This window comes from Pseudomonas schmalbachii, assembly GCF_017589465.1.
Classification (GTDB): domain Bacteria; phylum Pseudomonadota; class Gammaproteobacteria; order Pseudomonadales; family Pseudomonadaceae; genus Pseudomonas; species Pseudomonas schmalbachii.
Genome location: NZ_JAELYA010000010.1, coordinates 47862 through 67403 on the forward strand (window position 1 = coordinate 47862; position 19542 = coordinate 67403).

Annotated in this window: 23 protein-coding genes and 1 other RNA gene; 12 read left to right on the forward strand and 12 right to left on the reverse strand. The window is 66.8% G+C overall.

The window, feature by feature from the left end:
• The first annotated feature begins 13 nt into the window (after window positions 1–13).
• Window positions 14–748, forward strand: coding sequence for a substrate-binding periplasmic protein (locus tag JFY56_RS21715; RefSeq protein WP_208316236.1), 735 nt, complete (start codon window positions 14–16; stop codon window positions 746–748).
• On the opposite strand, the gene yccS is transcribed toward JFY56_RS21715, so the two are convergent.
• The gene (yccS, locus tag JFY56_RS21720; protein ID WP_208316237.1) at window positions 749–2920 is read right to left on the reverse strand and encodes a YccS family putative transporter; all 2172 of its coding nucleotides are present in this window, start codon (window positions 2918–2920) and stop codon (window positions 749–751) included. It abuts the gene before it with no gap.
• A 175-nt stretch (window positions 2921–3095) separates the two neighbouring features.
• Window positions 3096–4472, reverse strand: a complete 1377-nt coding sequence (dbpA, locus tag JFY56_RS21725; protein ID WP_208316238.1) for an ATP-dependent RNA helicase DbpA — start codon at window positions 4470–4472, stop codon at window positions 3096–3098.
• Between the two features lie 321 nt (window positions 4473–4793).
• Here dbpA and JFY56_RS21730 point away from each other — a divergent pair, with 321 nt between their 5' ends.
• Window positions 4794–5006 (forward strand): cold-shock protein, encoded by a 213-nt coding sequence (locus tag JFY56_RS21730; protein WP_015475193.1) that lies wholly within the window; start codon window positions 4794–4796, stop codon window positions 5004–5006.
• A 99-nt stretch (window positions 5007–5105) separates the two neighbouring features.
• Complete coding sequence (locus tag JFY56_RS21735) at window positions 5106–5609, forward strand: ATP-dependent zinc protease family protein (protein ID WP_208316239.1); 504 nt, start codon at window positions 5106–5108, stop codon at window positions 5607–5609.
• A gap of 9 nt (window positions 5610–5618) precedes the next feature.
• On the opposite strand, the gene mdtD is transcribed toward JFY56_RS21735, so the two are convergent.
• The gene (gene mdtD, locus JFY56_RS21740; RefSeq protein WP_208316240.1) at window positions 5619–7064 is read right to left on the reverse strand and encodes a multidrug transporter subunit MdtD; all 1446 of its coding nucleotides are present in this window, start codon (window positions 7062–7064) and stop codon (window positions 5619–5621) included.
• Between the two features lie 207 nt (window positions 7065–7271).
• Here mdtD and JFY56_RS21745 point away from each other — a divergent pair, with 207 nt between their 5' ends.
• Window positions 7272–7793 (forward strand): DUF2780 domain-containing protein, encoded by a 522-nt coding sequence (locus JFY56_RS21745; protein ID WP_208316241.1) that lies wholly within the window; start codon window positions 7272–7274, stop codon window positions 7791–7793.
• Between the two features lie 106 nt (window positions 7794–7899).
• A complete protein-coding gene (locus JFY56_RS21750) occupies window positions 7900–8460 on the forward strand; it encodes a DUF2780 domain-containing protein (protein ID WP_208316242.1) in 561 nt (186 codons plus the stop codon).
• A gap of 7 nt (window positions 8461–8467) precedes the next feature.
• Here the strand turns inward: JFY56_RS21750 and JFY56_RS21755 are convergent, their stop codons facing one another.
• Together JFY56_RS21755 and JFY56_RS21760 are read right to left on the reverse strand one after the other, a co-directional pair.
• The gene (locus JFY56_RS21755; RefSeq protein ID WP_208316243.1) at window positions 8468–8926 is read right to left on the reverse strand and encodes a GGDEF domain-containing protein; all 459 of its coding nucleotides are present in this window, start codon (window positions 8924–8926) and stop codon (window positions 8468–8470) included.
• A gap of 54 nt (window positions 8927–8980) precedes the next feature.
• On the reverse strand, window positions 8981–9436 hold the full coding sequence (locus JFY56_RS21760; protein WP_208316244.1) for an EVE domain-containing protein: 456 nt from the start codon (window positions 9434–9436) through the stop codon (window positions 8981–8983).
• Between the two features lie 188 nt (window positions 9437–9624).
• Here JFY56_RS21760 and JFY56_RS24555 point away from each other — a divergent pair, with 188 nt between their 5' ends.
• Window positions 9625–9759 (forward strand): hypothetical protein, encoded by a 135-nt coding sequence (locus JFY56_RS24555; protein WP_268968894.1) that lies wholly within the window; start codon window positions 9625–9627, stop codon window positions 9757–9759.
• Between the two features lies 1 nt (window position 9760).
• On the opposite strand, the gene JFY56_RS21765 is transcribed toward JFY56_RS24555, so the two are convergent.
• The 4 genes from JFY56_RS21765 to JFY56_RS21780 all read right to left on the reverse strand — a co-directional run bounded on the left by JFY56_RS21765 (window position 9761) and on the right by JFY56_RS21780 (window position 11143).
• Window positions 9761–10402 carry a 5-formyltetrahydrofolate cyclo-ligase gene (locus JFY56_RS21765; RefSeq protein WP_208316245.1) on the reverse strand — a complete coding sequence of 214 codons (642 nt, stop codon included), beginning with the start codon at window positions 10400–10402 and terminating at the stop codon, window positions 9761–9763.
• 10 nt (window positions 10403–10412) lie between these two features.
• Window positions 10413–10591, reverse strand: a non-coding RNA gene (gene ssrS / locus JFY56_RS21770) — 6S RNA.
• 31 nt (window positions 10592–10622) lie between these two features.
• Complete coding sequence (locus JFY56_RS21775) at window positions 10623–10937, reverse strand: cell division protein ZapA (RefSeq protein WP_208316246.1); 315 nt, start codon at window positions 10935–10937, stop codon at window positions 10623–10625.
• Window positions 10934–11143, reverse strand: a complete 210-nt coding sequence (locus tag JFY56_RS21780) for a TIGR02449 family protein (RefSeq protein ID WP_208316247.1) — start codon at window positions 11141–11143, stop codon at window positions 10934–10936. Before JFY56_RS21780 ends, JFY56_RS21775 begins: the two co-directional genes overlap by 4 nt.
• A 179-nt stretch (window positions 11144–11322) precedes the next feature.
• Between JFY56_RS21780 and JFY56_RS21785 the strand changes: the two genes are divergently transcribed.
• Genes JFY56_RS21785 through JFY56_RS21805 form a run of 5 tightly spaced genes read left to right on the forward strand, consistent with a single transcriptional unit; the run spans window position 11323 to window position 16119 of the window.
• The gene (locus tag JFY56_RS21785) at window positions 11323–11874 is read left to right on the forward strand and encodes a UPF0149 family protein (RefSeq protein ID WP_208316248.1); all 552 of its coding nucleotides are present in this window, start codon (window positions 11323–11325) and stop codon (window positions 11872–11874) included.
• A 9-nt stretch (window positions 11875–11883) separates the two neighbouring features.
• On the forward strand, window positions 11884–13218 hold the full coding sequence (gene pepP / locus JFY56_RS21790) for a Xaa-Pro aminopeptidase (RefSeq protein ID WP_208316249.1): 1335 nt from the start codon (window positions 11884–11886) through the stop codon (window positions 13216–13218).
• A gap of 1 nt (window position 13219) precedes the next feature.
• A complete protein-coding gene (gene ubiH, locus JFY56_RS21795) occupies window positions 13220–14404 on the forward strand; it encodes a 2-octaprenyl-6-methoxyphenyl hydroxylase (RefSeq protein WP_208316250.1) in 1185 nt (394 codons plus the stop codon).
• An 8-nt stretch (window positions 14405–14412) separates the two neighbouring features.
• Window positions 14413–14892 (forward strand): DUF4442 domain-containing protein, encoded by a 480-nt coding sequence (locus tag JFY56_RS21800; RefSeq protein ID WP_208316251.1) that lies wholly within the window; start codon window positions 14413–14415, stop codon window positions 14890–14892.
• A gap of 9 nt (window positions 14893–14901) precedes the next feature.
• Window positions 14902–16119 (forward strand): 2-octaprenyl-3-methyl-6-methoxy-1,4-benzoquinol hydroxylase, encoded by a 1218-nt coding sequence (locus JFY56_RS21805; protein WP_208316252.1) that lies wholly within the window; start codon window positions 14902–14904, stop codon window positions 16117–16119.
• Window positions 16120–16303: 184 nt separating this feature from the next.
• Here the strand turns inward: JFY56_RS21805 and JFY56_RS21810 are convergent, their stop codons facing one another.
• A complete protein-coding gene (locus JFY56_RS21810; protein WP_208316253.1) occupies window positions 16304–17323 on the reverse strand; it encodes an AraC family transcriptional regulator in 1020 nt (339 codons plus the stop codon).
• A 145-nt stretch (window positions 17324–17468) separates the two neighbouring features.
• Here JFY56_RS21810 and JFY56_RS21815 point away from each other — a divergent pair, with 145 nt between their 5' ends.
• Window positions 17469–18392 carry an SdiA-regulated domain-containing protein gene (locus JFY56_RS21815; protein WP_208316254.1) on the forward strand — a complete coding sequence of 308 codons (924 nt, stop codon included), beginning with the start codon at window positions 17469–17471 and terminating at the stop codon, window positions 18390–18392.
• A 9-nt stretch (window positions 18393–18401) separates the two neighbouring features.
• On the opposite strand, the gene JFY56_RS21820 is transcribed toward JFY56_RS21815, so the two are convergent.
• Window positions 18402–18734 (reverse strand): YegP family protein, encoded by a 333-nt coding sequence (locus JFY56_RS21820; protein WP_208316255.1) that lies wholly within the window; start codon window positions 18732–18734, stop codon window positions 18402–18404.
• Window positions 18735–18863: 129 nt separating this feature from the next.
• Window positions 18864–19535: a ribose-5-phosphate isomerase RpiA gene (gene rpiA, locus JFY56_RS21825; protein ID WP_208316256.1), complete on the reverse strand. Its 672-nt coding sequence runs from the start codon at window positions 19533–19535 to the stop codon at window positions 18864–18866.
• Window positions 19536–19542 lie beyond the last annotated feature (7 nt).

The window sequence follows — 19542 nt, forward strand, 5'->3', positions numbered from 1 at the left end:
GATGGAATGATCGATGGCTCTGCGAGTCCTGCCGTTTCTCTTGCTGTTGCTGATTTCGCCGCTGTCGCCGGCAGACGAGTTGCGCATGGCCGGTGGACGCTGGCCGCCGTTCGCCGACACGCGCCTGCCGGACAACGGTTTCTGCGTGCATCTGGTGCGCGAGGCGCTGACCCGCGCCGGGTACGCCAGCCAGTACGCCGAAGTGCCCTGGCCGCGCGCGCTGCACGGCCTGAGGAAGGGCGAATACGACGTGGTGGTGGACGCCTGGTACAACGCCGAGCGGGAGTCCTACGCGATCTATTCCCAGCCCTACCTGACCAACCGCGTGCGCCTGCTCAAGCGCAAGGGCGAGCCGATCGCCTACGCCCGGCTGGCCGACCTGTACCCCTACCGCATCGCCGTGGTGCGCGGCTACAGCTATTCCACGGCGTTCGACAGCGATCCGCGGCTGACCAAGGTGGAAGTGGCGAGCTTCGCCAATGCCGCGCGGATGCTGGATGCCGGGCGGGTCGAACTGACCCTGGAGGACGAGATGGTCGCCCGCCATCGGCTGGCGACCGAGCTGCAGCCGCTGCAGGGCCGCCTGGAGTTCCTGCCGACCGCAGTGGCCGAGAAGGAGCTGTACATCATGGTCAGCCGTGCCAACCCGCGCCATGCGGAGATAGCGGCGGGATTCAACCAGGCGATCCACGAGATGCGCGGGGACGGCAGCTACGACGCGCTGCTGCGCGCCCACGGCCTGCAGTAGTCAGCGGCCTTCCTGCTTCAGCAGGTGCGCCGCCAGCGTGCGCAGCGGCGCGAGCTGGCGGCAGATCAGCGCCAGTTGGCTCTGCACCAGGCGGTGCGCGTCGTCCTGCTCCTCCGGCAGTTGCTCAAGGCGCTTGGCCAGCTGCTCTTCCGTATCGCTGTAGATTTCCACCGGGCGCTTCTCGCTGAGCCGCGCGGCGATCTCGTCGAGGCTGGCGGTGAGGGTTTCCGCCGCCTGCCGGATCAGGCCGTCGCTGGCGTCCTGCGGCAGCGCATCGCGGTGGGCGCCGAGGGCGGAGAGGTAGCTGAGCAGCGTGTGCGAAAGCACCAGGAAGCGGAAGCCGAGCTCGGCGTCCTTCCGGAAATGCCCCGGCTCCAGAAGCATGTTCGACAGCGTGGTGGACAGCGTTGCATCGGCGTTGTGCGCGTTGCGCCGGGCCAGGCGGTAGGCGAGGTCGTCGCGCTTGCCGCTGGCGTACTGCTGCATGATCTCGCGCAGGTAGCGGCTGTTGCAGGCGATGCTGTTGCCGAACAGGTTGTGCAGGCGGCGGCCCTGCCAGTCCGGCAGGATGAGGAACACCGCGAGGCCTGCGATCAGCGCGCCGAGCAGGGTATCGAACAGGCGCGGCAGGATCAGCCCGTAGCCGTTGCCCACCTGGTTGAAGCAGAGCAGCACCAGCAGGGTGATCGCCGCCGTCGCCAGGGTATAGCGCGTGCTGCGGGTGGCGAAGAAGGCGACCCCGGCGGCCACCGCCAGCAGCGACTGCACCAGCAGATTGGGGAACAGGTCGATCAGCGCCCAGCCGGCCACCAGCCCGAGCAGGGTGCCGACGATCCGCTGCACCAGGCGGATGCGCGTGGCGCCGTAGTTGGGCTGGCAGACGAACACGGTGGTCAGCAGGATCCAGTAGCCCTGGCTGGGATGGATCAGGTGCAGCAGCGCGTAGCCGGCGCTCAGTGCTACCGCCAGGCGCAGCGCATGGCGGAACAGCAGCGAGGTCGGCGTGAACTGCTGGCGCAGGCGCTCCCAGGCGTCCTTCAGCGAGTGCGGCGCGCGGTCGAGCAGGCTGCTGTCCTGCTCCTCGGCCAGTGCGTCGGGGTTGCTCGCGTCGCGCAGCTTGTGGTCCAGCGTGGTCAGGTTGGCGGCCAGCGCGGCGAGCGAGCGCAGCAGGCCGCGCCATTCCGGGTTGCCCTGGCGGCGCAGGTGGTCCAGCGAGGACTGCAGGTCGGCGAGAGCCAGTTCGCTGTCGTTGTAGTCGAACGGCTGGCGCAGCTGGATCGCCCGCGCCAGGGCGCGGCAGGCCTTGCCCTGCTGGTTGAGCAGGCGCTGGCAGCGGAACAGCACGTCGCTGTGGAAGAACGCCTCGGCCAGCCGGTTGTACGGATGGTGCGAGGAACTGGCGCGCTCGTGGATGTCCTGGGCGATGAAGTACAGCTTCAGGTAGCGGTTGATCTTCGGCCCCGGCCGACCGTGGCCGAGGCGCGCGAGGATGGTTTCCTTGGTCTGGTTGAGCGCCACCACCAGCTTGCCGTTCTGCCGCGCCAGGGCCAGGCGCTGGCCTTCCACGTCGAGCTGGCGCAGCGGTTCGAGCAGCGACGATTTGATCTTCAGATAGACGCCCAGCTCGAAGAACAGTCGCGCCAGGCTCTGCTGCACCGGCTGGTTGGCGAACAGCGCATTCCACAGCACCGACAGCAGCCCGTACCAGGCCGCGCCGGTCACCAGCAGCAGCGGTTCGCGCCACAGCTCGCCGGACGCGCCGCGCTGATCGACGCCGATCATGGTGTAGATCGACAGGATCAGGGTCGCCGAGGCGATCGCCGCGTAACGCTCGCCGAGGGCGCCGAGCAGCGGCAGGGCGAAGGCTGCCAGCGCCAGTCCGGCGGCGAACAGCCAGGGGTAGGGGAACAGCAGTTCGACGGCGAGGGAGGCCAGGCTGAAGCAGGCCAGGGTCACCAGCAGGGCCTGGAGACGGCCGAGCCAGTGGTCGTCGGTTTCCGCCAGGGCGCTGGCGATCACGCCGAGGAACAGCGGGATCACCAGTTCCAGGTCGTCGAGGAACCAGCAGACGGCCATCACCCCGCTGAGGGCGACGAACACCCGCAGGCTGTAGGCGAACTTGTCCAGCGCCCAGAGGCGCCGCAGGGAATGGAGCAACGGCGAGGACTGCATGTGCAACGGGGACTTCCGGATGTCTCCCGCTCAGACTAGCGGATCGCTGCAGTGCCGTCTCGTGGGCACTGAACGTAGGTTGGCGCTGAGCTTGCGAAGCCCAACGGTGCCATGGCTCGGCAGATGTTGGGCTTCGCTTCGCTCAGCACCAACCTACGTCGCGTAGTCGGGCTCCTCAGAGAATCCGCGCCTTGAACGAACGGCCCTTGATCTTGCCTTCGAGGAAGTGCTTCAGCGCCGGCTTGGCGAGGTCGCGCTGCACGGCGACGTAGGCCTGGAAATCGAAGATGGCGATCTTGCCGATAGCGCTGCCGGGCAGGCCGGCCTCGCCGGTCAGGGCGCCGAGGATGTCGCCCGGGCGCAGCTTGTCCTTGCGTCCGCCGGCGATGCTCAGGGTGGTCATCGGCGGCAGCAGCGGCGCGGTGTTGGCGCGCAGGAAGTCGATGCGTTCCCAGTTCAGCGGAGTTTTCTGCAGTTCCTCGATGGCCTGCGCGCGGCTGGCCTCGGCGGGCGCCACCAGCGACAGCGCCAGGCCCTTCTCGCCGGCGCGGCCGCTGCGGCCGATGCGATGGATGTGCACTTCCGGATCGCGCGACAGCTCGACGTTGATCACCGCTTCCAGCGCGGCGATATCCAGGCCGCGGGCGGCCACGTCGGTGGCCACCAGCACGCTGCAGCTGCGGTTGGCGAACATCGCCAGTACCTGGTCGCGCTCGCGCTGCTCCAGGTCGCCGTGCAGGGCGAGGGCGGAAATCTTCTGCGCCTCCAGGTGCGCGGCCAGTTCCTGGCATTGCTGGCGGGTATGGCAGAAGGCGACGCTGGATTGCGGGCGGAAGTGCTGTAGCAGGCGCACCACGGCGTCCATGCGCTGGCGCGGGTCGATCTCGTAGAAGTGCTGCTCGATCTGCGAATCGTCGTGCAGCGCCTCGACTTCCACGCGCAGCGGATTGCGCAGGAACTTCGCCGCCAGCTGTTCGATGCCTTCCGGGTAGGTGGCGGAGAACAGCAGAGTCTGCCGGCGCGATGGAAGCTGGCCGATGATGTCGGCGATGCTGTCGTAGAAGCCCATGTCGAGCATGCGGTCGGCTTCGTCGAGCACCAGGGTGTTGAGGCCGTCGAGCTTCAGGGTGCCTTTGCGCAGGTGCTCCTGGATGCGTCCCGGGGTGCCCACGACGATATGCGCGCCATTTTCCAGCGAGCCGATCTGCGGGCCGAACGGCACGCCGCCACACAGCGTCAGCACCTTGATGTTCTCGGTGGCGCGGGCCAGCCGGCGGATTTCCTTGGCCACCTGGTCGGCCAGTTCGCGGGTCGGGCACAGCACCAGCGCCTGGCAGCCGAAGTAACGCGGATTCAGCGGGCTGAGCAGGCCGATGCCGAAGGCGGCGGTCTTGCCGCTGCCGGTCTTGGCCTGGGCGATCAGGTCCTGGCCCTTGAGAATCGCCGGCAGGCTGGCGGCCTGGATCGGCGTCATTTCGCGATAACCGAGGGCGTCGAGGTTGGCCAGCAGGTCGGAGGAAAGGGCAAGACTGGAAAAGGCGGTGGCGGTCACGAAGGAAAACCTGGAGAAATTCACGGCGCGCAGTGTAGCAGGCCTTGCGCTGGCACTCCCGGCTGTCGCGGCTTGGCGCGCGTCCTAGGACGCCCGGGAAGGCCACTCGTCAGAAATGTCTGCAGCATTTTTTTATCCGGATTCGCTTTCCTGATTTTTTTGTCGTAGAGTGCATGCACTGTGTTTGCATGGGTCGCCGTCGATCGTGACCTGATGCGGTCGGAATTTCCACCCCGTCCTGCTCGACTCCTTGTAACTCCTTGCAACTCAGTTCCTGCCACATTCAGTGGTTTTAAATTTTTTTGTTCCAAGGAGAACAACATGTCGAATCGTCAGAACGGCACCGTCAAGTGGTTCAACGAGACCAAAGGCTACGGCTTCATCACTCCGGAAAGCGGCCCGGACGTCTTCGTTCACTTCCGCGCCATCGAAGGTAACGGCTTCAAGACCCTGGCCGAAGGCCAGAAAGTCAGCTTCGAAGTCGTGCAAGGCCAGAAAGGCATGCAAGCTGAGCGCGTTCAGGTGATCAACTAAGATCCCCTAGGCGCTGCCGAAGAACCCCGGGTGGAAACATCCGGGGTTTTTTATTGTCTGCGTGTTTCCGGATTTCCTGTCGCCGAGGAGCGCAAAACCATGAAGCTGCCGAACGCCGCCTTGCTGGCTGCCCTGCTGGGAGTCTTCGCCGTCACCGCCGATGCGGCCCAGCCGAGCGTATGGGGCTGGCAGGAGCAGGCCCGGCTGATGCCGGAGAGCGTCGCGATGAAGGCGCGGCTGGATACCGGCGTGCAGACCTCGGTGATGGATGTGCACAACATCAAGCGCATCCGCAAGAACAACCAGCGCTGGGTGCAGTACGACATCCAGGTCAAGGACCCGGAAACCGGCAGGCTGATCAGCCTGCCCTTCGAGCGCCCGGTCGAGCGCGTGCTGCGTGTACACGGCGTCGGCGGTTCGGAGAAGCGGCCGGTGGTGTCGATGGACATCTGCCTGGGCGAACAGGTCTACCGCGAGCAATTCGCCCTGCGCGACCGCGGGCTGACCGACTTCCCGCTGCTGCTCGGCCGGCGCACCCTTGAACGTCTCGGTGCGGTGGATGCGTCGAAGACCATGACCGTGGCGCCGACCTGCAAGCCCTGATTGCGCCCCTCAGTGGGGATCGCCCATCCCGCCCTCGGCGGCATCCACCCGCCTGATCTGCGCTTCGCGGCCATCCTCGCTGCCGAGCTGGAAGAAGATCGCCGCGGCGAGCATCGACATCAGGCCGACGCTCAGGTAGGTGGCATGGAAGGCGCCGAGCACATCCCCCGCAGCGATGCCCAGTTCGCCCTGGAAGCCACCCAGTAGCGCCGCCGCGCAGGCCACGCCCATGCTGATCGACAACTGCGTCACCACCGACAGCAGGCTGTTGCCGCTGCTGGCGTGATTGTCGCGCAGGTCGATCAGGGTCAGGGTGTTCATCGCGGTGAACTGCAGCGAGTTCACCGCGCCCAGCACGCCGAGCAGGGCCAGCAGGAGCAGGTAGGGCGTGTCCTGGCCGACCAGGCCCACGCTGGCGATCAGGCAGCCGAGCAGCAGGGTGTTGCCGACCAGCAGGCGGCGGTAGCCGAACAGTTCCAGCAGCGGCTTGGCCACCGGCTTGATCAGCATTGCCGACAGCGCCAGCGGGATCATGGTCATGCCCGCCTTGGCCGGCGCATAGCCGAGGCCGACCTGCAGCAGCAGCGGGGTGAGGAAGGGCAGGGCGCCGCTGCCGAGGCGGGCGAACAGGTTGCCGAGCAGGCCGACGGAGAAGGTACGGATGCGGAACAGGGCGGGCGGGAACAGCGGCGCCTCAATGCGCAGTGCGCGCAGCCAGTAGGCGGCCAGCAGGACCAGCCCGCCGACCAGCAGGAGCACCACGCGAACATGCGGCAGTTGCAGCTCGCCCAGTCCTTCCAGGGCGACGGTGACCAGCAGCATGGCGCCGCCGAACAGCAGGAAGCCCGCGCCATCGAAGCGGCTGCGTTCGGCGCCGCGCAGGTCCGGCATCAGGCGCATGGCGAAGAGGTAGCCGAGGGCCCCTACCGGCAGGTTGATCAGGAAGATCCAGTGCCAGCTCGCGTACTCCACCAGCCAGCCGCCGAGGGTCGGCCCGGTCAGCGGCCCGAGCAGGCCGGGAATGGTGACGAAGCTGAGGATGCGCACCAGCTCGCTGCGCGGGTAGGCGCGCAGTATCACCAGCCGGCCGACCGGCAGCATCAGGGCGCCGCCGAGCCCTTGCACGACGCGGGCGCCGACCAGTTGGCCGAGGGTCGATGACAGCGCGCAGAGCAGCGAGCCGAGGCTGAACAGCAATACCGCGACGAGAAACACCCGGCGGGTGCCGAAACGGTCGGCGAGCCAGCCGGATGCCGGAATCAGCAGCGCCACGGTGAGCAGGTAGGAAATCACCACGGCCTGCATGCGCAGCGGGTTCTCGTCGAGGGAGAGGGCCATGCTCGGCAGCGCGGTATTGAGGATGGTGGCATCCAGCGCCTGCATGAAGAAGGCGATGGCCACCAGCCAGGGCAGCAGGCGGGCGACGCGGGGAGTCAGCGCGGGCGTTTCGGACATGATGCCTCCGTGCGGGTAGGGCACAAGCTTAGGGGAAGCGTCGCGGGCTTGTCTTGACGTCTGCCTGTCAGGTTGCCGCCCCGCCGGCGGGAAATCCGCTAGACCTGATAGGAACTTCCACCGACTGAACGATGGCGGAGGTGCCCGGTCGAACCCGTGTCCCGTGCGGACAGCGGGATACCCGTTCTCTTTCGAAGGAATTGATCGATGACAGCCACACCCCGTTTCGCCCTCGCCATTGCCGCCCTGCTGGCGGCTTCCTCCGTCTTCGCCTACGGCCTCGGAGACGCCGCCAAGGCGGTATCCGGGGCCACCGGCGGCAGCGTCGCCCAGGTCGCCACCACGCCGGAAGCCAGCGGCCTGCTGAGCGCCCTGACCGGCCAGCTCGGCGTCACCGACCAGCAGGCGCTCGGCGGCACTGGCGCGCTGCTCGGCCTGGCGAAGAACAAGCTCAGCGGCACAGACTATTCCCAGCTGCTGAATGCCGTGCCGGGCCTGGACAAGCTTGCCGGCGGCAATGCCCTCGGCGGCAGCCTCGGTAATCTGGGCGGCAGCGCGCTGGGCAACGTCAGCAGCATGGCCGACGTGAACAAGGCCTTCGGCGCGCTGGGCATGGATCAGGGCATGACCGGCAAGTTCGCCGGCGTACTGCTCGACTACCTGGGCAAGCAGGGCGCGGGCGGCGATCTGCTGGGCAGCCTTGGCAGCCTGTGGGGTGTCGGCGGCTAGCGGCAGGGCGCCTGGCCATCATCCAGGGGAACGAACCGCTGGCGCTCCAGTCGAAGTAGCGACCCGGCCCGTACTGTGGCCGGGAGTTCCCGCTCTGGAGTCGCCGATGTCCGCCAAATCCGCAATCGCCCTTGTCGCCGCCTGGCTGGCGGTGAGTTCCGTGTTCGCCGCCACCTTCACCGAAACCCCGGACGACGCTCCCGTAGCGGAGGCGCCAGCCGCGCCGGCGGCTGCCACGCTGATCGATACCATCAGCCACCAGTTGGGCGTCACCAATGCCCAGGCCGTGGGCGGCACCGGCGCCCTGCTCGGCCTGGCGCTGAATACCCTGCAGGGCGCAGACCAGACGCAGCTCCAGCAGTCCCTGCCCGGCATCGAGCAGCTCGCCGGCAACAGCGCGCTCGGCGGCCTGGGCGGTCTGGGTAGCCTGCTGGGCGGAACCGGCGGCGCCAGTGCCCTGCTGGGCGGGGTCGGCAGCCTACAGGATGTCGACCAGATATTCGGCGTGCTCGGCATGGATCAGTCGATGATCGGCCAGTTCGCCGGCGTGCTGCTCGACTATTTCGTCAAACAGGGCCTGAACAGTCAGTTGCTGGGCACCCTCGGCGGCATCTGGGGCGCGCCCGCCAGCCCGGCGGTGGAACCGATCGTCGGCCGCGGCGCGTAACGCACGGCTAGTGCGACAGCGGCCACACACAGGTGGTGTTGCCGCCCCGGTTTTTCGCTGCATAGAGCGCCCGGTCGGCCTGGGCGATCAGCAGTTCCGGATCGTCGTCGTCGCCTGGCGTGGCGATGGCCAGGCCGATGCTCAGGGTCAGATAGCCGAGGTTGCACTCCGGGTGGCTGATCCGCAGTTCGGCGATCTGCTCATGCACCCGCTCGGCGATATGACTGGCGCCATCGAGGCCGGTCCCGGCAAGGATGATGGCGAATTCCTCGCCGCCATAGCGGCAGGCGGCGTCGCTTTCCAGTTGCCGCGCCAGGCTGCTCGCCTGGTAGGCCAGGCGCTCCTCCGCACGCTGTCCTTCGCGCTCCTCCAGTCGCTGGCCCAGCCAGTAGCTGGCCGCGAGCAGAATCAGGAGCAGACCGCCGAGTCCGAGATAGGAAAGCAATGCAGGCTTCGGCCGGCGCATGGGGTGGGTTCCGACGAAATGTCACCTGTGTAATAGCACAGTGCCTTCAGTCTTTCATCGTCGGACGAGGGAGAGGATCAGTCGCCATTGCTCGTCGTCGACCGGCATCACCGACAGGCGGCTGCCGCGTTTGACCAGGGGGAGCTCTTCCAGGCCGGCCTGGTCCCGCAGCGTGGCCAGCGGCAGGACGGCCGTGAAGGCTTCGACGAAAGCGACGTCGCGTGCCGTCCAGGGGTTCTTTTCCGCCGTTGCCTTGGCGTCGTGATAGTGGCTTTGCGGATCGAGGGCGGTCGGATCGGGATAGGGCTCGCCTTCGATGCGCGCGATGCCGGCGATGCCCGGTTCCGGGCAGCTGGAGTGATAGAAGAAGAACAGGTCGCCCGGATTCATGCTGCGCATGAAGTTGCGTGCCTGGTAGTTGCGAACGCCGTCCCAGCGGGCTTTTGTGAGTCGTTTCAAATCGTGAATCGAGAGCTCATCGGGCTCCGATTTCATCAGCCAGTACGGCATGATCCTTGCCTCCTTTTCGCCGCTGTTAATCGGAAACGGCCTACTCCGACGACTGGTTGGTCCTGCAAATTGCGGGGAGCAATTCATTGTCGGAGAATGCGCGCCGCTTTGTAGCTTGGCACGCCGGACGGACATAAAAACCAACCGCCGGCCATCGTGGGCAGTTTGCCTTAAGGGGGAGGCAATCGATGAAACGCAAGCCTGACTTGTTGTGGATATTGGTGATCATTTTCGGACTGGGTGTTGTCACCACCGGTTACACCCAGAGCCTGTGGGATCGCCAGGGCAGCCTGCCTGCCGAAGTCGTGACGCAGCAACCCTGATTCATCCCGCCCGGTGCCGCAGGGAGCGCGGCGCCGGAGCGAGTTCGCCATACCAGCCGCCATCGGTCACCGTGGCCTGCAGCGGCACATCCCAACTGGCCATGTCCAGTCGATCGACCTTCTGGCACTCGTGCGCCAGACCCAGCAGCGTCGGTTTCTGCCAATTCTTGCGCCGGCCCAGATACGCCAGGGTGCGGTCGTAGAAGCCCTTGCCCATGCCCAGCCTTCCGCCCTGCGGGTCGAATCCGACCAGCGGCAGCAGCAGCAGGTCCAGCGCCCAGGCCTTGCGCTGGCGGCCGCGGTCCGGCAGCGGCTCGTGGATGTCGAAGCGGTTGCGCTTCCAGCGTTCGCCGTTGCCCACGCGCTGGAAGGTCATGTGCGTCTGCGGCCAGCGGCTGAGCACCGGCAGGTAGGTGGCCTTGCCGCGTTTCTGCGCGGCGAGCAGCAGCGGGCGCGGATCGATCTCGCCGTCGTTGGGCAGGTACAGGGCGATATGCCGGGCGCGGCGGAACAGCGGATGCTGGGCCATCTGCAGGTACAGCTTGCGGGCGGCGATCTTTTGCTGGTGCGCTGGGAGCGATCGGCGGGCCTCGCGCAGCAGACGGCGTAGGGCGGGGCGGGAAAGGTCTTGGGCGTGGATCATGAAAGAAATGAGGCTCCCCGGAAATGCCGCTGTCGGGTTAGCCCTTGAACCCGAAAGTTCAAGGTGGCGGCTGCAGTAGACTTTAAGGCTTTCCGTCGTGCGGACATGCACACCAGTCCAACTGGCAACCTCCGTTGTTGCGATTATCGGCTCAGGGACATCACCGACTGGCAAACACACCAGGGAGCGGGGCGATTATACCCCACAGCTCGCGCCGGGGTCAGTCTTCCCCGGTCGGCGAATCGGTGGTAAGGGCGCGGTCGACGCGCTCCAGCAGTTCGCGCACGCGCTCGCGGGTCGAACTGGTCTCGTGGTCCAGGCGCTCCTGCTTGTGCAGCAGGTCGTGGGTGATGTTCAGCGCGGCCATTACCGCCACGCGGTCGGCACCGATGACTTTTCCGCTGGAACGGATCTCGCGCATCTTGCCGTCGAGATAACGGGCGGCGCTTTCCAGGTTGGCACGCTCCTCGGCGGGACAAGTGATGCAATATTCCTTGTCGAGGATTTGGACATTGATGGTGTTCGGCTGGCTCATGAGTCCTGCTCCAGGGCTTTCAGACGCAAAATCATCGCTTCGACCTTGTGCCGTGCCAATTCGTTCTTCTCGATCAGATGAGCGCGCTCTTCGCGCCACGCCCGTTCGTGTGACCGCAACAGCCGGTTCTCCGCCTTGAGCTGTTCCAGGCGCTGGAGCAGCAGGTCGAATTTGGCGATCAGCGCGTGCAAGTCGGCGTCTTCCATGGACTCTCGCTTCGGAAAGGCTTCGATCGGGTTTATATAGGACTGCTTGGGCGGGGGGTCAACGCTGGGCGGCCATCACCGGCCTTCGCATGGTCTAGCCGCGCCCGGCGATGCTAGGATACAGGGCACATTCTATTCGCAGCGCCTGATGGCGCCTAGCCGTCCAATCCAGGTCAGATATGTCTTCCAACTCCGCCTATTCCGCCTTCGCCGCCCTGCTGGCCGAAGCGACAATGCCGATTTCCCCCGCCGAACTGCACGGCCACCTGCTCGGGCGGGTCTGCGCCGGTTCCGGTTTTGACCAGGGGGAATGGCTGCAGGCCGCCGCCGAGCTGCTCGGCGGCGATCCCGGCGAGCGCCTGAACGCCGCGCTGGGCGGGCTGCTCGGCATGGTCGAGCAGGATTTCGCCGCCGGCGAGATGGCCGTACTGCTGATGCTGCCCAACGACGATGCGCCGCTGGCCGAACGCGCCGCGGCCCTCGGCCAGTGGTGCCAGGGCTTCCTCGCCGGCTTCGGCCTGGCGCTGCGCCAGGCCAGCCTGTCCGACGAGGCCGACGAAGTGCTGCAGGACATCGCCGCCATCGCCCAGGTCCAGGGCCAGCTGGACGAGTCCGAGGATGGCGAGTCGGACTACATGGAAGTCCAGGAATACCTGCGAGTCGCGCCGCTGCTGCTGTTCGCCGAGTTCGGCAAGCCCGCCGCGCCGGCTCCCAAGCCTTCATTGCACTGAGGTCTCTGCATGATCCGTATCTCGAAGCCGGAATACGCCCGTCGGCGCAAGACGCTGATGGAGCAGATGGAGCCCAACAGCATCGCCATCCTGCCGGCGGCGCCGATGTACATCCGCAACCGCGATGTCGAGCACGTCTACCGCCAGGACAGCGACTTCCAGTACCTCACCGGTTTCCCCGAGCCGGAAGCGGTGATGGTGCTGATCCCCGGCCGCGCCCATGGCGAATACGTGCTGTTCTGCCGCGAGCGTGATCCCGAGCGCGAGCTGTGGGACGGCCTGCGCGCCGGCCAGGACGGTGCGATCAAGGACTTCGGCGCCGACGACGCCTTCCCCATCGGCGACATCGACGACATCCTCCCGGGCCTGATCGAAGGCCGCGAACGCGTCTACTACGCCCTCGGCGCCAACCCGGAATTCGACCGCAGGCTGATGGACTGGATCAACGTGATCCGCTCCAAGGCCCGCCAGGGCGCGCAGCCGCCGAACGAGTTCGTCGCTCTCGACCACCTGCTGCACGATCTGCGCCTGTACAAGAGCGCCGCGGAAGTGAAGGTGATGCGCTATGCCGCCGAGGTTTCCTCCAACGCCCACGTGCGCGCCATGCAGGAATGCCGTCCGGGCCTCTACGAATACCATCTGGAAGCCGAGCTGGAGTACGTGTTCCGCAAGGGCGGGGCGAAGATGCCGGCCTATGGCTCGATCGTCGCCTCCGGACGCAACGCCTGCATCCTGCACTACCGGGAGAACGACGCGCAGATCAAGGACGGCGACCTGATCCTGATCGACGCCGGCTGCGAGATCGACTGCTACGCCAGCGACATCACCCGCACCTTCCCGGCCAGCGGCACCTTCAGCCCCGAGCAGAAGGCGATCTACGAGCTGGTGCTGGAAGCGAACCTGGATGCGATGAACTACATCGCCCCCGGCCGCCACTGGAACGAAGCCCACGAAGCCACCGTGCGGGTGATCACCGCCGGCCTGGTGAAGCTCGGCCTGCTCAGCGGCAACGTCGACGAGCTGATCGCTAGCGAGGCCTACAAATCCTTCTACATGCACCGCGCCGGCCACTGGCTGGGCATGGACGTGCACGACGTCGGCGAATACAAGGTCGGCGGCGAGTGGCGCGTGCTCGAACCGGGCATGTCGATGACCGTCGAACCGGGCATCTACATCGCGCCGGACAACACCAGCGTGGCGAAGAAGTGGCGCGGCATCGGCGTGCGCATCGAGGATGACGTGGTGGTCACCAAAACCGGTTGCGAAGTGCTCACCAACGGCGTGCCGAAGACCGTCGCCGAGATCGAGGCGCTGATGGCCGCAGCCCGGGCGCAGGCCGCCTGAGATGCGGCGTCCGCAGATCGCCATCGTCGGTGGCGGGCTGGTCGGCGCCAGCCTGGCGCTGCTCCTGCAATCCCGCGCCCGCGAGCGCGGCTGGAAGATCCTGTTGATCGAGCCGTTCGCCCCCGGCGACAGCTACCAGCCCAGCTACGACGCGCGTTCCACCGCGCTGTCCTTCGGCAGCCGGCAGATCTACGAGCGCCTGGGCGTCTGGCAACAGATCGCCCAGCGCGCCGAGCCGATCGCGCAGATCCACGTTTCCGACCGCGGCCGCTTCGGCTCCGCGCGCCTCACCGCGATGGAAGAGGGCGTGCCGGCCCTTGGCTACGTGGTGGAGAACGCCTGGCTCGGCCAGTGCCTGTGGCATGCGCTGGACCCGGAGCTGGTCAGCTGGCGCTGCCCGGCCGAGGTGCGGCAGATGGAAGCGCTCGGCGACGGCTACCGGCTGACCCTGGACGACGACAGCCAGGTCGACTGCGACCTCGCCGTGCTCGCCGACGGCGGCCGTTCCAGCCTGCGCGAGCAGCTTGGCATCGGCGTGCACACCGCACCCTATGGGCAGACCGCGCTGATCGCCAACGTCAGTCCCTCCGAGGATCATCGCGGACAGGCCTTCGAGCGCTTCACCGATCACGGGCCGATGGCCCTGCTGCCGCTGCCGGAAAACCGCTGCGCGCTGGTCTGGACCCGTTCCTCGAAGGATGCCGAACGCCTGCGCGAACTGCCCGATGCGGAATTCCTGCGCGAACTGCAGGACACCTTCGGCTATCGCCTGGGCACGCTGCGCCAGGTTGGCGCCCGCTACACCTATCCGCTCAGCCTGATCGAATCCGAGGAACAGATCCGCCCGCATCTGGTGGTGCTCGGCAACGCCGCGCACAGCCTGCATCCGATTGCCGGACAGGGCTTCAACCTGTCGCTGCGCGATGCCCAGGCGCTGGGCGACCGCTTGCTGCAGGAAGAGGCGCCGCCCGGCGATTTCGCCGTGCTGCAGCGCTACCTGGAAGGCCAGGCGCTCGACCAGCAGATGACCGTCGGCTTTTCCGACCGCGTCACCCGCCTGTTCTCCAACGCCCAGCCGCTGCTCGCCACCGGCCGCAACCTCGGCCTGCTCGGTCTCGACCTGCTGCCGCCGGCCAAGCGCTGGTTCGCCCGCCAGGCCATGGGCCTCGGCGCGCGTCCCGTCTAGGAAAGCCCATGCAAGAACGCAAACTGGCCCGCAAGGCCCGCCTGCTCCGCTTCGTCCTGAATCTCTACCCGCCCTATATCGGCGCGGGCGTGCGGGTGCGCCACATCAGCCCGGATTTCCGCAAGGTAAGGGTGCGCATGGGGCTGAACCGCTTCAACCGCAACTACGTCGGGACCCAGTTCGGCGGCAGCCTGTACAGCATGACCGACCCGTTCTTCATGCTGATGATCATGGAGAACCTCGGGCGCGATTACATCGTCTGGGACAAGGCGGCCAACATCGAATTCGTCAGCCCCGGCAAGGGCCCCGTGTATGCGGACTTCCACATCGACCAGCAGTTGCTGGACGACATCCGCACGCAGACCGCCGGCGGCGACAAATACCTGCCCAAGCTGCACGCGGAAGTGCGCGACGGCGAGGGCACGCTGGTGGCGCGGGTGCAGAAGACTCTCTACGTTCGACTGAAGCCCCGGGCAAGGGCGGCATAAGGAAGCGATATGCACGCGGATCTGGTCATCGTCGGTGCGGGAATGGTCGGCAGCGCCCTGGCGCTGGCGCTGGAAGGCAGCGGGCTGGAAATCCTCCTGGTGGACGGCTCGCCGCTCAGTGTCAGGCCGTTCGACCGCACGGCGGCCTTCGAGCCGCGCGTCAGTGCGCTGTCCGAGGCCAGCCGGCGCATCCTGCAGCGCCTGCATGCGTGGGACGGCATTCTCGCGCGGCGCTCCGAGCCGTACCGTGAAATGCAGGTGTGGGACGGCTCCGGCACCGGGCAGATCCACTTCAGCGCGGCCAGCGTGCATGCCGAAGTGCTCGGCCATATCGTCGAGAACCGCGTGGTGCAGGACGCTCTGCTGGAGCGTCTGCACGACTCCACCATCGGCCTGCTGCCGGGCGCGCGCCTGGAGCAGTTGCGCCACTCCGGCGAAGACTGGCTGCTGACTCTCGCCGACGGCCGGGAAATCCGCACGCCGCTGCTGGTCGCCGCCGACGGCGCCAACTCGGCGGTGCGCCGCCTGGCCGGTTGCGCCACCCGCGAGTGGGATTACCTGCACCACGCCATCGTCACCAGCGTGCGCTGCGCCAAACCGCACCTGGCTACCGCCTGGCAGCGCTTCACCGACGACGGCCCGCTGGCCTTCCTGCCGCTGAGCCTGGAAGGCGACCGCCACTGGTGCTCGATCGTCTGGTCGGTCACACCTGAGCAGGCGGAACGCCTGATGGCGCTGGACGACGACGGCTTCTGCGCGGCCCTCGGCCGGGCTTTCGAGGAGCGCCTGGGGCCGGTCGAGAAGGCCGACCCGCGGCTGTGCATCCCGCTGCGCCAGCGCCACGCCAAGCGCTACGTGGAGCCGGGACTGGCGCTGATCGGCGACGCAGCGCACACCATCCATCCGCTGGCGGGGCAGGGGGTCAACCTCGGCTTCCTCGACGCCGCGACCCTCGCCGAAGTGCTGCTGCATGCCCACGAACGCGGCGAACGCATTGCCGACGAACGCGTGCTGAGCCGCTACGAACGCCGCCGCATGCCGCACAACCTGGCGATGATGGCGGCGATGGAGGGCTTCGAGCGGCTGTTCCAGACCGACGCGCTGCCGCTGCGCTGGCTGCGCAACGCCGGACTGAGCCTGGTGGACCGCCATCACGAAGCCAAGGGTGTGTTCGTCCGCCAGGCCCTCGGACTGAGCGGCGACCTGCCGGAGCTCGCGCGGGTCTGAGCGCTCCCGTCGGGCTGCTGTTGGGCCTTCCCGTAGGTTGGGCTGAGGCACGAAGCCCAACGATGCCATCTCCGACACATGTTGGGTTTCGCACTTTGTAGGTTGGCGCTGAGCGCAGCGAAGCCCAACGTTTGTGTGGCCGGATGTTGGGCTTCGCAAGCTCAGCGCCAACCTACAGAAGTTCCTACACGCCGCGGAACAGGCTCGGGCATGCTCCGCTCCAGCGCTGGAAGGCATGCCGGAAGCTGGCTGTCTCGCTGTAGCCGAGCTGTTCGGCGATCAGGTAGATCGGCAGGTCGGTGTCCTTCAGCAGTTGCCGTGCCTTGTCATAGCGGACTTCGTCGAGCACCTGCTGGAAGCTGGTATTCCGCTGCTGCAGATGACGGCGCAGGGTGCGCGCGGAACGGTGCAGGTGGCGGGCGACGGATTCCAGGTCGCGCGCTTCGTGCAGGTGGCTGGCGAGGTGCTGGCGGATCAGTTCGAGAATATCGCTGCGGCTGCGGAAGGCCGCGCTCAGCTTCATGCACTGCTGCAGGCCGTTGTGGCAGCTCACCGGGTCGGCCAGCGGCAGCGGGCGGTCGAGCAGCGCCGGACTGAAGCACAGGGCGCTGACCGGCGCGCCGAACTCGACCGGGCAACCGAGGCGCTCGGTGTAGATATGCGCGTGCAGCGGCGGGCGATAGGCGAGCAGCAGGCGCCGTGGGCGCACCGATTCGCCGAGCAGGTCGCGGATCACCGTGAGCAGCGAGGTCAGGCACAGTTCGGTGTTGAACACCGTCAGTTCCGGGGCGTAGCGGTAGCCGTCGGCGCTCAGTCGAACTTCGTCGTCGTGCGGCTGCAGGGCCAGGCGGAAATAGGTGCCGAGCAGCTCCGGATGGGCCAGCGCCAGTTCCAGCGCGTCGCGCAGGGTGCGGCTGGCGAGCATGCTGTAGCCGAGGATGCCATAGGCCGACACATGCATGCGCAGGCCCATGCACAGGCCGAGCGCGGGATCGTGCTGGCAGTTCAGCGCGTTGGCGAACACCCGCAGTTCCTGGGCGTGGGTGATGAGTTTTTCCGGGGTCTGCAGGTCGGCTTCGGCGATCCCGCTGCCTTCCAGCAGGCGCATGCGGGGAATGCCGGCATGGCTGAGCACTTCGGTCGCCAGCACTACGGTATGCAGTGTGGCCAGGGCTCGTTGTTCAGGAAGTTGTGATGTGGCCATCGGAACTTCTCTTGTAGTAATTCGAGCGGTGAGGGCTGCGATAAGCTGAATCTAACCTGTGGATTTTTCATATGGCTAGCGAATTAAGCGGGGCTTCAGCCTGCCTGTGCTATTCCTAGAAGCCATTCCCCTGTTCGAGCCGACCATGCCGCGCCTGACGTTCTTTCGCCTGCTGTTGATAGTCCTGCTGATCGTGCTGGCGGCCCTGGCCTGGCTCGGCCAGCAATTCCGGGTCTACGAGCGCGGCTGGTTTGCCGTGCGCGAGTGGCGCCATGCGGAAAGCTGGCGCGAGCGCTCCATCTGGCTGCCGGACTACCGTGTGGTGATCGAGGGGAAGGAAATCGAAGGGCTGGATGACGATGTCTCGGCGCTGACCTACGACCCCGACCGGCACAGCCTGTTCAGCGTCACCAACCAGCCGGCGCAGATCATCGAGTTGTCCCTGGATGGCCGCCTGCTGCGCAAGATTCCGCTGACCGGCTTCGGCGATCCGGAGGCCATCGAGTACATCGGCCCGGGCAGCTACGTCATCAGCGACGAGCGGGAGCAGCGGCTGATCCGCGTCCACGTCGACGACCTGACCTCCTTCATCGATGCTGCCGACGGCGAGCAGTTGTCCCTTGGCATCGGCCTGAGCGGCAACAAGGGCTTCGAGGGGCTGGCCTTCGACGCCGCCGAGCGCCGGCTGTTCGTCGCCAAGGAGCGCGATCCGGTGCGTATCTACGAAATCCGCGGCTTCCCGCACACCCAGGCGGACAAGCCATTCGCTGTGCACGTGCTGGACGACCCCAAGCGCGACCGCCGGCTGTTCGTCCGCGATCTCTCCAGCCTGCAGTACGACGAACGCAGCGGCCATCTGCTGGCGCTGTCCGACGAGTCGCGGCTGGTGGTGGAGCTGGACGTCGACGGCAAGCCGATCAGCACCCTGTCGCTGCTGGGCGGCATGCAGGGCCTGGAGCGCAGCGTGCCGCAGGCCGAGGGCGTGGCGATGGACGAGGCGGGCGCGCTGTACCTGGTCAGCGAGCCCAACCTGTTCTACGTGTTCCGGAAACCCGAGCTGCAGAAATGATCAGGACGCTCAGGTCTCGTCACTGACTCCCGCATCCGGCGCATAGCGCTGCACGGCGGCCACGCCCGCTTCGGCGTTGGCCTGGCTGGCGTACAACTGGCTCTGGCCGACCACCTGGCCGTTGGTGGCCTTGAGGACGAAATGGAACTTGCCGTTGGCGGCGGCCTTCACCTCGAACGCGCCTTCGCGTTGCGAGTTCTTGCGCACCGACTCGATGCCGTCGAGCGCCGAGGGCTTGGCCTTGTACAGCTCGCTGGTAAGGATGATCTCGCCATTGCTGGCGTGCAGGTTGAAGTGGAATTGGCCGTCGCTGGCCTTCTTCAGGTGGAATTTACCGGCCATGTCGCTGCTCCGTGCGGGTAGGGATGACCCCATAAGCGTAGACGCCCTGCGCCGTAGGAGCGGGCCATGCCCGCGAAGAGCCTTTTCGCGCGCATGGCGCGCTCCTGCAGGGGCTATACCGGCGTTAGCTCAGGCGCGCAGTTGCTTCACTCCCTCGGCGGTGCCGAGCAGCAGCAGGTCGGCCGGGCGGGCGGCGAACAGGCCGTTGGTGACCACGCCGACGATGTTGTTGATCTGTTCTTCCAGCTTGGTCGGGCTGTCGATGCGCAGGTTGTGCACGTCGAGGATGATGTTGCCGTTGTCGGTCAGTACGTGCTCGCGATACACCGGATCGCCACCCAGCTTGACCAGTTCGCGGGCGACATGGCTGCGCGCCATCGGGATCACTTCCACCGGCAGCGGGAAGGTGCCGAGGATCGGCACCAGCTTGCTGGCGTCGGCGATGCAGATGAACGACTTGGCCACCGCGGCGACGATCTTCTCGCGGGTCAGCGCGGCGCCGCCGCCCTTGATCAGCTCCAGGCGCTCGTTGGTCTCGTCGGCGCCGTCGACGTAGAACTCCAGTTCGCTCACGGTGTTCAGGTCGTACACCGGAATGCCATGGGCCTTCAGGCGCTGGGCGGTAGCTTCCGAGCTGGCCACGGCGCCATCGAATTCGGCCTTGTGTTTGGCCAGCAGGTCGATGAAGAAGTTGGCGGTGGAGCCGGTGCCGACGCCGACGATGCTCTTGCTGTCGAGGTGCGGAAGAATGTGGTCGACGGCGGCCTGGGCGACGGCCTGCTTGAGCTGATCCTGATTCATGGAGAGT

Coding starts and splice junctions, on each gene's coding strand:
- JFY56_RS21715 (WP_208316236.1), top strand. CDS start 14: ATGGCTCTGCGAGTCCTGCCGTTTCTCTTGCTGTTGCTGATTTCGCCG.
- yccS (WP_208316237.1), bottom strand. CDS start 2,920: ATGCAGTCCTCGCCGTTGCTCCATTCCCTGCGGCGCCTCTGGGCGCTG.
- JFY56_RS21730 (WP_015475193.1), top strand. CDS start 4,794: ATGTCGAATCGTCAGAACGGCACCGTCAAGTGGTTCAACGAGACCAAA.
- JFY56_RS21735 (WP_208316239.1), top strand. CDS start 5,106: ATGAAGCTGCCGAACGCCGCCTTGCTGGCTGCCCTGCTGGGAGTCTTC.
- mdtD (WP_208316240.1), bottom strand. CDS start 7,064: ATGTCCGAAACGCCCGCGCTGACTCCCCGCGTCGCCCGCCTGCTGCCC.
- JFY56_RS21745 (WP_208316241.1), top strand. CDS start 7,272: ATGACAGCCACACCCCGTTTCGCCCTCGCCATTGCCGCCCTGCTGGCG.
- JFY56_RS21750 (WP_208316242.1), top strand. CDS start 7,900: ATGTCCGCCAAATCCGCAATCGCCCTTGTCGCCGCCTGGCTGGCGGTG.
- JFY56_RS21755 (WP_208316243.1), bottom strand. CDS start 8,926: ATGCGCCGGCCGAAGCCTGCATTGCTTTCCTATCTCGGACTCGGCGGT.
- JFY56_RS21760 (WP_208316244.1), bottom strand. CDS start 9,436: ATGCCGTACTGGCTGATGAAATCGGAGCCCGATGAGCTCTCGATTCAC.
- JFY56_RS24555 (WP_268968894.1), top strand. CDS start 9,625: ATGAAACGCAAGCCTGACTTGTTGTGGATATTGGTGATCATTTTCGGA.
- JFY56_RS21765 (WP_208316245.1), bottom strand. CDS start 10,402: ATGATCCACGCCCAAGACCTTTCCCGCCCCGCCCTACGCCGTCTGCTG.
- JFY56_RS21775 (WP_208316246.1), bottom strand. CDS start 10,937: ATGAGCCAGCCGAACACCATCAATGTCCAAATCCTCGACAAGGAATAT.
- JFY56_RS21780 (WP_208316247.1), bottom strand. CDS start 11,143: ATGGAAGACGCCGACTTGCACGCGCTGATCGCCAAATTCGACCTGCTG.
- JFY56_RS21785 (WP_208316248.1), top strand. CDS start 11,323: ATGTCTTCCAACTCCGCCTATTCCGCCTTCGCCGCCCTGCTGGCCGAA.
- pepP (WP_208316249.1), top strand. CDS start 11,884: ATGATCCGTATCTCGAAGCCGGAATACGCCCGTCGGCGCAAGACGCTG.
- ubiH (WP_208316250.1), top strand. CDS start 13,220: ATGCGGCGTCCGCAGATCGCCATCGTCGGTGGCGGGCTGGTCGGCGCC.
- JFY56_RS21800 (WP_208316251.1), top strand. CDS start 14,413: ATGCAAGAACGCAAACTGGCCCGCAAGGCCCGCCTGCTCCGCTTCGTC.
- JFY56_RS21805 (WP_208316252.1), top strand. CDS start 14,902: ATGCACGCGGATCTGGTCATCGTCGGTGCGGGAATGGTCGGCAGCGCC.
- JFY56_RS21810 (WP_208316253.1), bottom strand. CDS start 17,323: ATGGCCACATCACAACTTCCTGAACAACGAGCCCTGGCCACACTGCAT.
- JFY56_RS21815 (WP_208316254.1), top strand. CDS start 17,469: ATGCCGCGCCTGACGTTCTTTCGCCTGCTGTTGATAGTCCTGCTGATC.
- JFY56_RS21820 (WP_208316255.1), bottom strand. CDS start 18,734: ATGGCCGGTAAATTCCACCTGAAGAAGGCCAGCGACGGCCAATTCCAC.
- rpiA (WP_208316256.1), bottom strand. CDS start 19,535: ATGAATCAGGATCAGCTCAAGCAGGCCGTCGCCCAGGCCGCCGTCGAC.